The sequence below is a fragment of the Bacillus sp. JJ1521 genome (assembly GCF_036965165.1).
GTDB lineage: Bacteria > Bacillota > Bacilli > Bacillales > Bacillaceae_L > Ferdinandcohnia.
On the sequence record NZ_JBALOX010000006.1, the window covers coordinates 1 to 14,224 of the forward strand.

Sequence of the window (14,224 nt, forward strand, 5' to 3'; positions counted from 1 at the left end):
GCAAAGGCGAAGGCGGCTGCAGCAGCAAGGGCAAAATCCGCAGTAGGTGGAGCTACCGAAGAAGAAGTTGAAGAGGAAACGGTATCTCCAAACCAAAAATATTTGGATAAGTACGTGAAAGTGATCACGGAACACTTAGGGAAAGACGTTTTAGAAGAGTCATATATTAATACACTATCAAAAGACGTACCAACACTACTGGCCAAGCCAGATACATATTTTAAGGTTGCACAGTTTTTAAAGTTTAATGAACAGCTTGGGTTTGATTACCTCTCAGAACTGCATGGTACAGACTTCCAGACACATATGGAAGTATATGTTCACTTATTCTCATATAAAAACCGTCAATCTGTTGCATTAAAAGTAAAGATTGACCGTGATGAGCCAATAACTGGATCATTAAGTCCATTATGGGAAGGGGCAAATTGGCCAGAGCGTGAAGCATTTGACTTACTTGGAATAAAATTCGAAGGGCATCCAAATTTAACACGAATCCTATTGCCGGATGACTGGGTGGGATATCCACTTAGAAAAGACTATGAACCGTATGATGTGGAGGTGTAGCATATGATTCGTACAGAAGAAATGCTCCTAAATGTAGGACCACAGCATCCAAGTACGCATGGGGTGTTCCGTCTCGTTGTCAAAATTGACGGAGAAATCATCAAGGAAGCTACACCTGTAATTGGATATCTACACCGTGGTACCGAAAAACTTGCTGAGGATTTGCAATACACACAAATTATTCCATATACAGACCGAATGGATTATTTATCAGCGATGACGAATAACTATGTGCTTTGTCACGCTGTTGAAACAATGATGGACATCGAGATACCAGAGAGGGCTGAGTATTTACGCATCCTAGCGATGGAATTAGGCCGGGTAGCGAGTCATCTTGTTTGGTGGGGGACATACCTGCTCGATATCGGTGCAACAACGCCATTCCTCTATGCATTTAGAGAAAGAGAAATGATTATCAATCTACTAAATGAGCTTTCTGGAGCAAGGCTTACGTTTAACTACATGCGTGTTGGTGGGGTTAAATGGGATGCACCAGAGGGCTGGATTGAAAAAGTAAAAGAATTTGTTCCTTATATGAGATCACAGCTTCCTGGGTATCACCAGCTTGTAACAGGAAATGAAATATTCCGTGACCGTGTAATTGGCGTTGGAAAATACACGAAAGAAGATGCGCTGAATTACTCCCTTAGTGGTACGAACCTACGTTGTACAGGAATAAAATGGGATCTTCGAAAAGATGAACCATATTCCATCTACGACCGTTTTGATTTTGATATTCCAACAAGGGACGGTGGAGATGCATGGGCACGTTATCACTGTCGCATGGCTGAGATTGAGGAATCTCTAAAAATTATCGAGCAGGCTGTAGAACAATTTCCAGAAGAAGGGCCAATTATGGCGAAAGTTCCGAAAATCATCAAAGCACCAAAGGGTGAAGCATATGTCAGAATTGAATCACCACGCGGAGAAATTGGCTGCTATATCTCGAGTGATGGAAAAAAGGAACCGTACCGTTTGAAATTCAGACGTCCATCATTCTACAATCTCCAAATCCTTCCGAAGCTTTTAAAGGGTGAGAATATGGCAAATATGATTGCAATCTTAGGCGCAATTGACATTGTCCTTGGGGAGGTTGATGGCTAATGATCGAAAACCTACTAAATTCGCCTCCAAGTTGGCTGAATTTTGGTATTTTCTTTTTACTGGCAACCGTCTTGCTTTTTGTCATCCTAGGTTTCGTTACGTATGGAATCCTTGCAGAGCGTAAAGTCATGGGATTTATGCAAGCACGTATGGGTCCAAACCAAGTAGGGGGACGTTGGGGACTTTTACAAACCGTGGCTGACGTGTTAAAGCTTCTTTTAAAAGAAGACGTAATCCCGAAGGTTGCTGATAAGCCATTGTTTATTCTTGCACCGGTGATTGCATTCGCTCCAGCCTTCATGGTTGTGGCAGCATTACCGTTTACGGATAGCTATAAATTTGCCGACATTGGTGTAGGCTTACTCTATTATGTTGCCGTTTCCGGTCTTACTACTGTCGGAATCGTTGCGGGTGGTTGGGCTTCGAATAACAAATATGCCCTTATGGGAGGAATGCGTGCAGCCGCACAAATGATTTCGTATGAGATTCCACTTGTGATGTCGGTCATCGGAGTCATTTTATTATCCGGTAGCTTAAACCTGTCTGAAATCGTTGAATCCCAGGATAAGGTTTGGTTTATTTTTGCACAGCCAATTGCCTTTGTTGTCTTTTTTATCGCGTCTGTTGCGGAACTAAACCGTGTGCCGTTTGACTTACCTGAGGCAGAATCGGAGATTGTTGCTGGTTTCCATATTGAGTACTCAGGGTTTAGATGGGCATTCTTTATGCTCGCTGAATATGTGTATATGTTTGCAATGGCAGCATTAACGACGGTCCTTTTCTTAGGAGGCTGGAAACCTGTTTTATTCTTGGACTTCATCCCAGGTGCCGTTTGGTTCGCCTTGAAATTTAGCTTAGTTATCTTTGTCTTAATCTGGTTCCGTTCGACATTCCCTCGTTTACGTGCGGATAGATTGATGGAATTCGGCTGGAAAGTACTACTTCCGATCGCGTTAGCCAACATTTTCTTATCGGCTTTGATAAAAGAATTATTTTTCTAAAGTAACTACCTAATAAAGGGGTGACAAAATATGTTTGGCTTGCTGAAAGGGATGAAATACACCCTTAATCAATTAACCTATAAAAAAGTCACATATGATTATCCGAATGAACCATTGCCACTGCCAGATCGCTTTCGTGGTATTCAAAAATTTTATCCGGAAAAATGTATCGTATGTAATCAATGCGCCAACATTTGTCCAACCGATTGTATCCAGTTAACTGGGAAAAAGCACCCTGATCCAACTAAAAAAGGGAAAATCATCGATACATATGACATCAACTTTGAAATTTGTATTCTATGTGACCTTTGCACAGAGGTTTGTCCGACAGAAGCAATTGTCATGACAAACAACTTTGAACTCGCGGAATATAGCCGTGACGACCTATTTAAAAACCTTGAGTGGTTAGATGAAAACGATACGAATGTGAGAAAGGAGAATAAAGTGTGACCGGTGAATTTTTAGCATTCATAGTCCTTGCAATCAGTGCGATTGGCGGCGGTGTGTTAATGCTGAACCTCCAAAAGGTTATACACATGGTTATCGCGCTTGTCTTCACCTTCATTAGTATCGCAGGTTTGTTTATCCTGCTTCATGCGGAATTCGTTGCAGCCGTGCAGGTCTTGATTTACTCAGGTGCCATCACGATTTTAATGCTCTTTGGAATCATGCTCACGAAGCATAATTACACGAACGAGCCAAAGATAAGTCGTGGGCGAACCATCCTTGTTATTGGTGGAATCCTTGCATTTGGTATTGCCGTTTACCTTTGCATTTACGATTTAGATTTTGGCGGGCAAGCAACTGATCTTCATGTGAACAATACAGAAAAAATTGGAATCGAGCTTTTTGCAAAGTATGTGATTCCATTTGAGTTAACATCTGTCGTGTTGCTTGTTGCGTTAATAGGAGCGATCATTTTAGCGAAAAAAGACAATGAAGAGGAGGCGAATGAGCAATGAGTTCAATCCCATTAGCAGCCTACCTCATTCTAGCTTTAATTTTGTTTTGTATCGGTCTATATGGCGCATTCACAAAAAGAAATACGGTTATCGTGTTGATCTCAGTTGAATTGATGCTAAATGCAGTGAATATTAATTTTGTGGCTTTTAGTAAATACGGGATGGCCCCAGGCATTACGGGGCAAATCTTCGCACTGTTTACGATCGCCATTGCCGCAGCTGAATTCGCAGTTGGTCTAGCTATCTTGATGGCACTGTACCGAAATAAACGCACAGTTAACATTGATGAAATGAATACGATGAAGCATTAAAAGTATCTGTAAAGGCATTGGACGCAATAAAGGTTTCTCTTGCCTTTAACGCATGTCAAAGAAGGGGATTGTGATACGATGATGGAAAACGCATGGATCATACCGCTTTTCCCGCTTATCTCTTTTTTGTTCCTTCTTATATTCGGTAAACGAATGAAGGAGTCGAGTGCCTATATTGGCATTCTCCTCACGCTTGTCTCATTCGTCTACTCGGTGTTGGTTCTCGTAGCTAGGCTTGGGAATCCAACATACAAATATGAGAGCACGTGGTTATCAATTGGGGATGTTCACTTAACAGCGGGGTTTGAAGTCAATCAATTAAATGCACTTATGCTAGTGGTAGTATCGCTTGTCGCACTTTTAGTACATATATATTCAAAAGGGTATATGCATGGTGATGAGCGCTTTCCTGTATTTTATGCGTACCTTGGGTTATTTACCTTCGCGATGCTGGGCTTGGTAATCTCACCAAACCTTCTGCAAACGTATATTTTCTGGGAGCTTGTTGGACTCGGTTCGTTCCTATTAATTGGTTTCTACTTTTATAAAGAAGAAGCTAAAGCCGCCGCGAAAAAAGCGTTTATTATGACGCGTATCGGGGATGTTGGGCTATTAATCGGGATGATTCTATTATTCTGGCAAGTTAATAGCTTTGAATATGATGAAATTTTTAGAGCAGTTGGTGCTGGAGAAATTTCATCTACTATGATTACCTTAACCGCGATTTTAATTTTTGTGGGAGCCGTTGGAAAATCTGGTCAATTCCCACTTCATACATGGTTACCGGACGCAATGGAAGGTCCGACACCCGTTTCAGCCTTAATCCACGCAGCTACGATGGTTGCGGCAGGGGTTTACTTAGTGGCAACGACGTTCCCTCTATTTGCAGCAAGCAATGTGGCGATGATGACAGTAGCCATTATCGGTGGAATTACCGCAATCTTTGCAGCATCTATTGGTTTAGCGCAAAAGGATATTAAACGCGTTCTTGCTTACTCAACAGTGAGTCAGCTCGGCTATATGATGCTAGCGTTAGGATCTGCTGGGTATGTTGCAGGAGTATTCCACTTAATGACACATGCTTTCTTTAAAGCGTTGCTGTTCTTAGCAGCGGGTAGCGTGATTCATGCCGTTCATACACAGAACATTGAGGAAATGGGCGGATTATGGAAAAAGCTTCGCATTACAGGACCATTGTTCTTAATTGGAACACTTGCAATCAGTGGTGTACCGTTTTTCTCAGGATTTTTTAGTAAGGATGAAATCTTAATTGCGACATGGGCACAAGGGAATTACGTGTTGTTCTGGTTAGCGGTGATCGCAGCGTTCTTTACGGCATTTTATATGTTCCGCTTGTTCTTCATGGTCTTTACGGGTGAGTCAAGAGGAAAACAAACAAATGTAAAAGAGTCACCAAGTTCAATGACGCTTCCGATGATTGTTCTAGGTGTCCTTGCTGTTGTAGCGGGTTATGTGAACACACCTTGGTTTGGAACCTTTTTAGGGGATTGGTTAATAGAAGGGACGAACCTTTACGGACCGGGTCATATTGAGGGACCGGGATGGATTATGGCGGTTGCAACATTCTCATCTCTATTTGGTCTTTTGCTTGCGTATGCGATGTATCAACGGAAATCAATTTCAAGAGACTTTTTCAGTTCTCGAGCACCTACTATGTACAGCATCGTCTACAACAAATACTTTATTGATGAATTTTACAACATGACTGTTGTTTATGTGACGAAGGTATTCAGCATATTCTTACGATATATAGATGAATTTTTAGTAGGCGGCATTGTAAAAGGAGTGGCTGCAGCAACGCAGGGAATTGGAAAGTTTGGGGCTAAGCTTCAAAATGGCCAGGTCCAAATGTATACTTCCGTTGCCTTTGTGGGATTAGCGATTTTACTTCTCGTTGTGGCACTGACAGGGGGGTACTTAAGATGAGCTCATTTATTCTTTCCCTTTTAGTATTCTTCCCGATTTTAGGTATTGCTGTTCTTGCATTTGTACCGAAAACTGAGGAAAAAACAATCAAGCTTGTTGGGATTTTAGCAACGATACCTTCACTTGTTCTTGCCCTGTATGCATACACGTTTTATACAGGTGGTGGGGACCTTGAAAAGCTTAAGGAGACCGTTTATTGGTTTGGTTTTTTACCAAAAGGAAATCCGTGGGAAGTCAATTATGAGATGGGCCTAAATGGTCTAACTTTGGTGCTCGTCCTTTTAACAACGATTATCTCAACACTCGCAGCCATTGCATCTGTTCATATTAAAAAGGAATGGAAAGGCTATTTTATGCTATTCCTTTTACTTGAACTTGGAATGCTGGGAGTGTTTACAGCAGGTAACTTGATTTTATTCTTTGTGTTCTTTGAAATGACGTTAATTTCGACGTTCTTCCTGATTGGAAAATGGGGCTATTTTGAAAAAGAAAAAGCAGCATTTAGCTTCTTGATTTTTAACGGACTTGGTTCAGCCATTTTGCTGATTGTCATTATGATTATCTTTGCAAAGTCTGGAACAACGAATATTGCGGCATTAACTGCGATTTTTGCAAGTCCGCCAGAAAGTTTGCCTATTCCGGGGGAATTTTCGAAAGAGTTACGTCTTGGATTATTGATTGCGATCATTATCGGATTTGGAATCAAATTACCGATTTTCCCATTGCATACGTGGATGCTTCGTGTTCACGTACAAGCACCACCATCAATCGTTATGATTCACTCTGGGATCCTTTTAAAAATTGGAGCTTATGGGATTATCCGCTTCGGAATGGGATTCTTCCCGGACGAATTCAGCACATTAGCACCGATTGTTGCCGTGCTTGGGGTGATCAACCTTTTATATGGAGCATTTTTAGCATTTGTCCAAAAGGACTTCAAAATGGTTCTTGCCTACTCAAGTATTTCCCATATGGGGATTGTGTTGATTGGCCTTGGTGCGATGAATGAAGCGGGAGTGCAAGGTGCGGTATTCCAGGTTGTGTCACACGGCTTGATTTCAGCATTATTGTTCTTCTTGATTGGGGTTATGTACGAGCGCGCTGGGACTTCGTATATTGATAAGCTTGGTGGACTTGCTAAGGTGATGCCACTAACGGCTGGATTTTTATTAGCAGCAGCAATGGCTTCACTTGGAATGCCGGGAATGTCCGGATTTGTTAGTGAATTTATGGCGTTCCTCGGACTGTTCAAGGAAATGCCGGTACTTGCTGCAGTTGGGGCAATTGGCATCATTCTGACAGCTGTGTATTTATTACGTGCAGTACTAAATGTGACATACGGAAAGGCAAATCATTCTTATGAGGGCGCAGTTGATTTACGACCGATTGAAATGGTTCCGGTAATTGTGTTACTTGCGTTCATCGTATTAATTGGTGTTTATCCAAACGTGCTTACACAGCCACTTCAGGTTGCACTTGAAACAATCATGCTAGGGTTAGGAGGGTGAGCCGATGGATACAGAAACTTTGTTAAGCTTTGAATGGGGAGTTATGGCACCAGAATTTATCATCCTCGGTGTTGCAACCCTTCTATCGATTGTTGATTTATTTTTAGGAAAAGATAAAGACAGACGGCCTCTTGGTTGGATAGGTATTGCCGGTATTCTTGTTGCAATTGGATTTACGATTTCTTTAATTGGAAATGATGTAACTTCTATTTTATACGATACATTTAGACTGGATGCCTTTGCGATTGCGTTTAAGTTGATTTTATTAGTAGGAACGGGTCTAGTGATTTTGCTTGCGATGAGTTACGAGCCGAAAGATGGTATCGAATATAGGGGTGAGTTTTATTACTTAATTTTAGCAGCCCTTTTAGGTACGATGATCATGACATCAAGTGCCGACCTGATTACACTATTTATTGGCTTGGAATTACTTTCGATTTCGTCCTATATCTTAGCTGGACTCCGAAAGCGAAATCAGCTTTCAAATGAATCCGCGATGAAATATGTGATTAACGGCACGGTTTCAACAGCAATCTTTTTATTCGGTGTCAGTTATGTGTACGGCCTAACTGGAACCTCGAATTTAAAAGAAATCTTCATGACGTTTGGAAGTCTACAGGACCCGCAACATATTTATCTTGTTGCCCTTGCGCTATTCATGATTGTAGTGGGTCTATCCTTTAAAATTGCGGTTGCACCATTCCATATGTGGGCACCAGATGTGTATCAAGGAGCACCAACACCGGTTACAGCTTTTTTAAGTGTTGTTTCAAAGACAGCGGGCTTTGTCATCATTTTGCGAATTATTGTAACCGCCTTTATCCAAGTACCATCTGGAAATGCAGAAACACCATATTTAGTATTTCATCTACAAGATCTGTTAGCGATTATCGCGGGCGCTACAATGATAATTGGGAACACAGTTGCACTAAGACAACAAAATATAAAGCGGATGATGGCATACTCAAGTATTGCCCACGCTGGATATGTATTAGTAGCATTTGTAGCTTTCTCCTATTTTATGATGGATGCGATTTGGTTCTATTTAGTGGCATATCTCTTCATGAGTCTCGGGTTCTTTGCGATTCTTCAAGTCATTTCGCAGAAATCGGACTCAGAGGATATTAGTCAGTTTGCAGGACTCTATAAACGATCACCAATACTAGCTGTTGCACTTGGAGTATTTATCCTTTCTTTAGCGGGAATTCCAGGAACAGCTGGGTTCATCGGAAAACTGGAGATTTTCATTGGGTTATTTGTTACAACTCCGTCGCATTATGTGCTGGCATCGATTATGATTGCGACAACAGTTGTCTCGTATTTCTATTACTTCGGAATCCTTACACAAATGTTCTTTAGACCAGCAGCAGACGATAGCAAAATAAAACTGCCTCTAGGTGTGTTGATTGTTGTGGTTGTTGCTGTAATCGGAACAATCGGATTCGGAATTTTTCCTGGTATTGCCTTCGAATTCATCCAACAATTTGAAAGCTTCAGGGATTTTATTGGTTAAAAGCAAGCGTCCAAGGGGGCGGTTCTTGTGGTTCTCCATTATATGGAGAATTCAAGAACCGTTTTTTTATGGAAACTTTCATGCAGGACCAGTAGAACCGTCCCAATGGTCCCATTTGATGCTTGTTTTTGGCGACTTCTGTTATAGGAAATGTTAAAATGGAGTGGTGTGATTTTAGGCCCACACGATGTGGGTCACAAAGACGTTGCCACAGGACGTGGCGTATTTAGTCTTTGATCCATATGAAAGGATTGGTTTGATGTTAGCGGGTTTTGGGTATCAAGCACTTATCAGTATCATTTCGCATTTGATATTTATAGCGGTTACGTGGTGGGCATTGCAAAGCATTCGGTATGAGCATTTAGTAAAGCCGAATCAAGTGTTCCAGGTGCGAGTTCTGCTTATTCTAGTGACAATTGCAATTGGTTCATCAGTCAGTAATTTCTTCTTAGATTATCTCCTTTGGTCACAACAATTACCAAGTATTCTTGACTGAAAACTTTATGCGGGAACTTTATGGAAAAGTAGTCCTGAATGAAGCTACAGTCTATGTTCTCCACTACTTTCCACGTATCCAAAGTGGAGTTCTGGTAAAAATGTTAGTAAGGAGAGGAAAGTAACTAACTTTATTCAGGAGTAATCCCTAATTTTACGGGAAAGTTTAAATTTGGTTAAAGTAACTAATTCAGTGTAGGTTCAAACCTAGGCTGAATAAAGTTATAGCCTCCGGCGGATGCCACAGATTTTTAAAGGAATTTTTCGAGCAAACTCGAAAAAATCCGGGCGCAAATACGCCAAGGTGTATTTGATTTAAAAACATCCCTTAGTATGCCAATTCTAAGGAAAAATACATTGGATATTACTGGGGTGACCCATTAGAAGGTAAGGTGAATACGAAGGAACCTCATTTTAGAGTGATGATTTTCACGGGCGTATTCCACAAGTGTGAAAGCCGCATACAATTGTCCCACTTTGAATGTCATCAGACAATCTTGTTTTTCTAAAAAAGAAGACAAACCCTCAAAAATAAGAAGTTCTTTTCGTATTACATGTACTATGTGAACTATGTAAAGTTTTCACAAATAAGCAGTCCTTTAATAATTCAAATATTTGTCGACAATTATTGCGAAATTCCCACAAATTATCACTTGTGCCAATATACTCTGAGTGATATGATGTAAATTGGTTTTGTGTAAACTTGCACATGAAAATAATGGATTAAAAGTAGTACTAACCCAATTTTTTATGGATCGCGATGTAGCCTTGCATTCACACCCAAAATAGAGACATTTGCCCGGTGGTTTGCATACACTACATCAGTGCGAACGAAATTTGTCAATTAAGTAATGAATATGAAAAGATTGGGTTCTACAAACAACAGTCAAGATGGAACACCAATTGTTATGAATGAATATGAATATATAGAAAATGGGACGCGGAGGGGAATACCTTGGAAAAAATCATCGTCCGCGGCGGTCATAGGTTAAATGGCACAGTCAAAGTTGAAGGCGCAAAGAACGCTGTTTTGCCTGTTATCGCTGCATCCTTATTAGCTAGTAATGGTAAAAGTGTGATAAATGAAGTACCCACGCTCTCAGATGTGTATACGATTAATGAGGTATTGCGCTTTTTAAATGCAGATGTTACCTTTCTCAACAATCAAATCGTTGTCGATGCATCAAGAGAGCTAAAAACAGAAGCACCTTTTGAATATGTTCGAAAAATGCGCGCATCCGTAACTGTCATGGGATCGTTGCTAGCCCGTAATGGTCACGCGAGAGTTGCTCTTCCTGGAGGCTGTGCAATTGGCTCAAGACCGATTGACCTGCACTTAAAAGGATTCGAGGCAATGGGTGCTGTTGTGAAGGTTGGAAATGGATATATTGATGCCAAAGTTAATGGACGACTTTACGGTGCGAAAATATATATGGATTTTCCAAGCGTAGGAGCTACTGAAAACATCATGATGGCTGCTACATTAGCTGACGGAATAACCACTATTGAAAACAGCGCGAAAGAACCAGAAATTGTCGATCTTGCCAACTTCCTAAATGCAATGGGAGCGCGTGTAAGAGGCGCAGGTACTGGAACCATTCGTATTGAAGGTGTAAAAGAATTGCATGGAGCAACTCATAATATTATTCCTGATCGCATTGAGGCAGGTACATTTATGGTGGCTTCTGCAATTACAGGTGGTAATGTTCTTGTTCAAGGAGCAGTACAAGAACACCTTAGCTCACTTATTGCAAAAATGGAAGAAATGGGCGTTACCATCATTGAAGAACAAGATGGTCTACGTGTCATTGGACCAGAAAAATTAAAGGCTGTCGATATTAAAACAATGCCACACCCTGGTTTCCCAACAGATATGCAATCGCAAATGATGGCATTATTACTTCGTGCGCAAGGCACAAGTATGATTACAGAAACTGTATTTGAAAATCGCTTCATGCATGTCGAGGAATTCCGACGTATGAATGGTGATATCAAAATTGAAGGTCGTTCTGTTATTATCAACGGAGAATCCCAGCTTCAAGGAGCTGAAGTAGCCGCAACTGATTTACGCGCTGCAGCTGCACTTATTTTATCCGGCTTGGTTGCAGATGGCTACACTCGTGTAACGGAACTGAAGCACTTAGACCGTGGTTACGTAAATTTCCACGAAAAGCTTGCAGCATTAGGTGCTGACATCGAACGTATAACTGAAGAAACAGAAAGCTTAGTGGAAGAAGCTAAAGTCAACTTTTGACTAACCACAAAAAGCTAGAGATGTTACCTACATATGGTAATATCTCTAGCTTTTTTATTTTTATACATATTAAATATTTATCAAATGCGCTTTGCGTATTTGCGCCCAGATTTTAGGCCAACAGGAAGTAGGTCATTAAGATTGCCACAGGAAGTGGCGTTCTTAGTCTTTGATCTTACTGCGAGATACAGTGAAACTTTCAATCTGTGGTTGTTTTTTACCACAGATTGTTAGTTGAACCAATCAGGCTTTTACTGGCAGTTGCCCTCTAGGAGGGCTTAGTGCTAGTTAATGCTGGAAAATTTCCTTTGAAAATCTGTGGCATCCGCCGGAGGCTTTAACTTTATTCAGTTGGGGTTTTAACCCTACTTAATAAAGTTAATCCTTTTTTATAAGAGGTATGATGTTTGCGATGATGAGAAGTAATAATATGACGCCTGTCGCGCGTGAGTCTGGGTTCTCTGTAATAAAAAAATTATAAACCGTAATTAACAAAGCAAGTGCAAGACATGTTCTACTCACCAAGTTTTGACCCATTTTTCTTATTTCCCCTTTAAATTAAAATAAACTACTAGGTAAATTATACTATACATGGTATATACGGGACAAAATATTTTTTCAGTTTTTCGAGTCATAAATGCTTGTCCACCACCATAAGTATTGATATACAGGTGCATAATGAAATGCATAAATTTTGATGTGGAGGCTTGCATTCATGAAACAGATTAAACCAATCATTGTACTAGTTGCTGTCCTTTTTGCCTTGATCTTATTGATTCCATCAATGCTTGTTATTCCGTTCTCCGGTAAGGACACGGTAAAGCTGGCAGAAGAACGACAATCAAATCCAGAACCGCCTCAAATTGCTTCAGGTCCGACGGTGGAGGTGGCCGTGCACCGCGTCAGTGCTCAGAAAATCGAAAATGTGGAGCTTGAGGATTATGTAGTAGGTGTGCTAGCAAAGGAAATGCCTGCGAAGTTCGAGGTGGAGGCATTAAAAGCTCAAGCATTGGCTGCAAGAACGTATGTAGTGAGACATATGTTGAGCGAGCAAAAAATTGGTGTTCCTGACGGTGCAGATGTATCAGATACGACCCAACACCAAGTATATAGTAGCATTGAGGAATTAAAAGCAGAATGGAAAGGCGAATACGACTGGAAGATCAAAAAAATTACGCAGGCCGTCAAGGAAACACAGGGTCAGATCCTGACTTATAATGGGGAGCCGATTGATGCGCAATTTTTCTCAACGAGTAATGGCTATACGGAAAACTCGCAGGATTATTATAAAAATGAGTATCCCTATTTAAAAAGTGTCGAAAGTCCGTGGGATGTAAATACAGAGAAATTTAACGATCAAGTTCAAATGACTGTTGCAGATTTTGAACAAAAGCTTGGGATTAAGCTTAGCAATGGGAATGAGATTGGAAATGTTACAGCAAAAACACAATCAAATCGTATTGCTTCAGTGGATGTTGGTGGAAAGAGTTTTACGGGTAGAGAAGTTCGCGAAGCATTAGGCTTGCGCTCGACCGATTTTTCCTGGGAGCGTAAGGGCAATCAAATCATCATAAAAACAAAGGGTAACGGTCACGGGGTTGGCATGAGTCAGTATGGCGCGGATGGAATGGCAAAGGCAGGAAAAAACTACAAGGAGATTGTGGCGCATTACTACCAGGGTGTAGAAATTTCGTCCACAGAGAACTTCGTAAATAAATTAACCGTGAAAAAATAACGGCAGAGGGATTAGTTCCCCTCTGCCTTTTTGCTTTTCAAAGCTTCTACCGATTGGAGAAGCTTTTTGAATCGCGGTAGTTTTTCGCCAAAATAACTCACTTTTACAATCGAAAAAAGTACGAGCACCCCAATTGTGTCTTTAACAAGATCAATGACAGTTGCAGACCGGTAGGGAACAAAATATTGGTGAAACTCATCTGAGAAGCCATAAGCGATTGCAAGAACCGCAGCAAGGATGCTGGTTTTCGGAGTGAACTTTCCCTGTACAAGGAAAAACAAAACCCACAGACCGTACAGAATGCCGAATTCAATGAGGTGAAGTGATTCTTTAAAAGCTTGGTCCCATGAAAACGGAGTGTTCACAATTGCGTCCGATGGAAGGCTAGATAAAATGAATATAAAGATCATATATAAAAACGGTGCTATTAATAGTAGAAATCGCAAAAAAGCTTTCATCCGGGAGACTCTCCTTTTTAAATTGTACTAACATAGTATAGCATTCATCGGGGGCGTGATGGATAAAATTTAAGTTTGCTGTAGGATGGATGTTATCATCAAGGCTATGAGGAACCGATCGTTGCCTGGGAGTTGAGGGAATTTAATCAATGGGTAATGAAGGGGAAAACACAAGAATTCCTCGGGTCAAATCCTCTTCATCGGTGGTTGGTATGAAGACCCGAATGCACTCCCAGCGGTTGCAAAAAGGTCTTCATAGAGGTTATGAAGACCCGAACGCACTCCCGGCGGTTGTGAAAAGGTCCTCATCGGGGTTATGAAGACCCAAACGCACCCCCGAACGCAAGAAAAAGGTCTTCATCAAGGCTATGA

The 14,224-nt window shown here is 41.0% G+C and carries 14 protein-coding genes; 12 read left to right on the plus strand and 2 right to left on the minus strand.

Annotated elements, in window-relative coordinates:
• The 11 genes from V7147_RS01090 to murA all read left to right on the plus strand — a co-directional run.
• Positions 1 to 564: NADH-quinone oxidoreductase subunit C (locus tag V7147_RS01090; protein ID WP_335366014.1), on the plus strand; the 564-nt coding region annotated here is incomplete at its 5' end.
• Between the two features lie 3 nt (positions 565 to 567).
• Complete coding sequence (locus V7147_RS01095; RefSeq protein ID WP_335366015.1) at positions 568 to 1,668, plus strand: NADH-quinone oxidoreductase subunit D; 1,101 nt, start codon at positions 568 to 570, stop codon at positions 1,666 to 1,668.
• Positions 1,668 to 2,669, plus strand: coding sequence for an NADH-quinone oxidoreductase subunit NuoH (nuoH, locus tag V7147_RS01100; protein WP_335366016.1), 1,002 nt, complete (start codon positions 1,668 to 1,670; stop codon positions 2,667 to 2,669). Before V7147_RS01095 ends, nuoH begins: the two co-directional genes overlap by 1 nt.
• A gap of 30 nt (positions 2,670 to 2,699) precedes the next feature.
• Positions 2,700 to 3,119 (plus strand): NADH-quinone oxidoreductase subunit NuoI, encoded by a 420-nt coding sequence (nuoI, locus tag V7147_RS01105; RefSeq protein WP_136380709.1) that lies wholly within the window; start codon positions 2,700 to 2,702, stop codon positions 3,117 to 3,119.
• Positions 3,116 to 3,631, plus strand: a complete 516-nt coding sequence (locus V7147_RS01110) for an NADH-quinone oxidoreductase subunit J (protein ID WP_335366017.1) — start codon at positions 3,116 to 3,118, stop codon at positions 3,629 to 3,631. Before nuoI ends, V7147_RS01110 begins: the two co-directional genes overlap by 4 nt.
• Positions 3,628 to 3,942: an NADH-quinone oxidoreductase subunit NuoK gene (gene nuoK / locus V7147_RS01115; RefSeq protein WP_335366018.1), complete on the plus strand. Its 315-nt coding sequence runs from the start codon at positions 3,628 to 3,630 to the stop codon at positions 3,940 to 3,942. Before V7147_RS01110 ends, nuoK begins: the two co-directional genes overlap by 4 nt.
• Positions 3,943 to 4,020: 78 nt before the next feature.
• Positions 4,021 to 5,889, plus strand: coding sequence for an NADH-quinone oxidoreductase subunit L (gene nuoL / locus V7147_RS01120; RefSeq protein WP_335366019.1), 1,869 nt, complete (start codon positions 4,021 to 4,023; stop codon positions 5,887 to 5,889).
• Positions 5,886 to 7,397, plus strand: coding sequence for a complex I subunit 4 family protein (locus tag V7147_RS01125; RefSeq protein ID WP_335366020.1), 1,512 nt, complete (start codon positions 5,886 to 5,888; stop codon positions 7,395 to 7,397). The genes nuoL and V7147_RS01125 overlap by 4 nt, the downstream gene beginning before the upstream one ends.
• Positions 7,398 to 7,401: 4 nt before the next feature.
• Positions 7,402 to 8,910, plus strand: coding sequence for an NADH-quinone oxidoreductase subunit NuoN (gene nuoN / locus V7147_RS01130; RefSeq protein ID WP_335366021.1), 1,509 nt, complete (start codon positions 7,402 to 7,404; stop codon positions 8,908 to 8,910).
• Between the two features lie 259 nt (positions 8,911 to 9,169).
• A complete protein-coding gene (locus tag V7147_RS01135; RefSeq protein ID WP_335366026.1) occupies positions 9,170 to 9,406 on the plus strand; it encodes a DUF1146 family protein in 237 nt (78 codons plus the stop codon).
• Positions 9,407 to 10,360: 954 nt separating this feature from the next.
• Positions 10,361 to 11,659: a UDP-N-acetylglucosamine 1-carboxyvinyltransferase gene (gene murA / locus V7147_RS01140; RefSeq protein ID WP_335366022.1), complete on the plus strand. Its 1,299-nt coding sequence runs from the start codon at positions 10,361 to 10,363 to the stop codon at positions 11,657 to 11,659.
• A gap of 378 nt (positions 11,660 to 12,037) precedes the next feature.
• On the opposite strand, the gene V7147_RS01145 is transcribed toward murA, so the two are convergent.
• Positions 12,038 to 12,196 (minus strand): hypothetical protein, encoded by a 159-nt coding sequence (locus V7147_RS01145; protein ID WP_335366023.1) that lies wholly within the window; start codon positions 12,194 to 12,196, stop codon positions 12,038 to 12,040.
• A gap of 178 nt (positions 12,197 to 12,374) precedes the next feature.
• Between V7147_RS01145 and spoIID the strand changes: the two genes are divergently transcribed.
• Complete coding sequence (gene spoIID, locus V7147_RS01150; protein ID WP_335366024.1) at positions 12,375 to 13,394, plus strand: stage II sporulation protein D; 1,020 nt, start codon at positions 12,375 to 12,377, stop codon at positions 13,392 to 13,394.
• A gap of 11 nt (positions 13,395 to 13,405) precedes the next feature.
• Here spoIID and V7147_RS01155 read toward each other — a convergent pair whose 3' ends face one another.
• Positions 13,406 to 13,852, minus strand: coding sequence for a VanZ family protein (locus V7147_RS01155; protein WP_335366025.1), 447 nt, complete (start codon positions 13,850 to 13,852; stop codon positions 13,406 to 13,408).
• Between the last annotated feature and the right edge of the window lie 372 nt (positions 13,853 to 14,224).